The sequence below is a fragment of the Symbiopectobacterium sp. genome, from assembly GCF_051710365.1.
In the GTDB taxonomy this organism is placed as follows: Bacteria; Pseudomonadota; Gammaproteobacteria; order Enterobacterales; family Enterobacteriaceae; genus Symbiopectobacterium.
Genome location: NZ_JBPETA010000365.1, coordinates 1 through 1,243 on the forward strand (window position 1 = coordinate 1; position 1,243 = coordinate 1,243).

2 protein-coding genes are annotated in these 1,243 nt (G+C 52.8%); both read left to right on the forward strand.

The window, feature by feature from the left end; all coding sequences use genetic code 11:
* Window positions 1–507: phage tail protein (locus ACTBDZ_RS17930; RefSeq protein ID WP_438816283.1), on the forward strand; the 507-nt coding region annotated here is incomplete at its 5' end.
* The gene (locus ACTBDZ_RS17935; protein ID WP_438816284.1) at window positions 507–1,121 is read left to right on the forward strand and encodes a tail fiber assembly protein; all 615 of its coding nucleotides are present in this window, start codon (window positions 507–509) and stop codon (window positions 1,119–1,121) included. The genes ACTBDZ_RS17930 and ACTBDZ_RS17935, both read left to right, overlap by 1 nt.
* Window positions 1,122–1,243 lie beyond the last annotated feature (122 nt).

Genomic DNA, 1,243 nt, shown 5'->3' on the forward strand with positions numbered 1-1,243 from the left:
CCGGAGAGCGCCGAATTAACGCCGTCCTCAATAGGCGCATTGTCGGTCGATGAACTGGCGGGTATTCCGCTGCCGTTCCCCGGTGCCGTTGCACCTGCGGGGTTTCTGAAATGCAACGGCCAGACTTTTGATACAGCGCAATACCCGGTTTTAGCATCCCGTTATCCCAGCGGTCAATTACCTGATTTGCGCGGTGAGTTTATTCGTGGCTGGGATGATGGGCGCGGGGTTGATCCTGGGCGTTCACTTCTCTCGGCGCAGAATGATGCGATGCAACCGATAACAGCAAAATGGGTGATAGACGATCAAGCCGCTGGTGGAGGTATCGATTATCCCCCCTCCGGGGCCTTATACATCGACAGCACCGCCACGGTTAATTACGACGCGGTATCAACACGCTATAGGGGTGGCGCACGCGGGGTGTTTGATTCATCGCGCCAAACGCGAACCGCTAACGAAACCCGCCCGCGCAACATCGCCTTTAACTACATTGTGAGAGCAGCATAATGAGCCACTATTCCACTGATATTGAAACCGCCAAATTAGGCGAAAACGGACTCAGCAAAAAGGCTAGCTGGATCACTGTCTATCATGTCAATCAAGACACTGGTGAATACCAGAGCGCCAGCATGGAATACCTCATGCTCGGTGTAGGCCTTCCCGCCCACAGTTACCCCGATGAGCCAGAGTTACCGCCTGTTGGGCAAGCGCTGCATCGCTCGGCTGATGGAAAGTCGTGGGAGTTTTCACCAGATTATCGCGGACAAACGGTTTACAGCACGGAAACACGGCAGGAACAGACTGTCACCCAATTCGGCGAACTGCCGGATAATGTCACGCAGCTGAAGCCAGAAAGTGAGTTTGATGTGTGGAATGGGAAGAAGTGGGTGTTAGATAAGGAAGCGCAAGCGGCTGCCGCGCGCAAAGTTGCGGAGCAGGAGCTTGCATCCCGTAAAGCGACCGCTGCGTCACGCATCAATGAACTGACGTATGCGGTTAATCTCGATATGGCGACGGATGAAGAAAAAGCCGCGCTGACTGAATGGCAAAAATACGCGGTGCTGTTGAGTCGTGTTGATGTGAATGCCACGGACATTGAGTGGCCGGAACAGCCACAATAATGTGTACTAGCTCAGACCTGATCTGACAGTTACCGGTTATTTATACAGGTGTCTGTCAGATTAAATCTGGTTCAGATTTTTTTCTGCCCAGACCCGTTTACCATCAAGTAATGTTGCCATTG

Excerpts from the sequence above, each read along its gene's own strand:
- ACTBDZ_RS17935 (WP_438816284.1), top strand. The coding sequence starts at position 507 with ATGAGCCACTATTCCACTGATATTGAAACCGCCAAATTAGGCGAAAAC.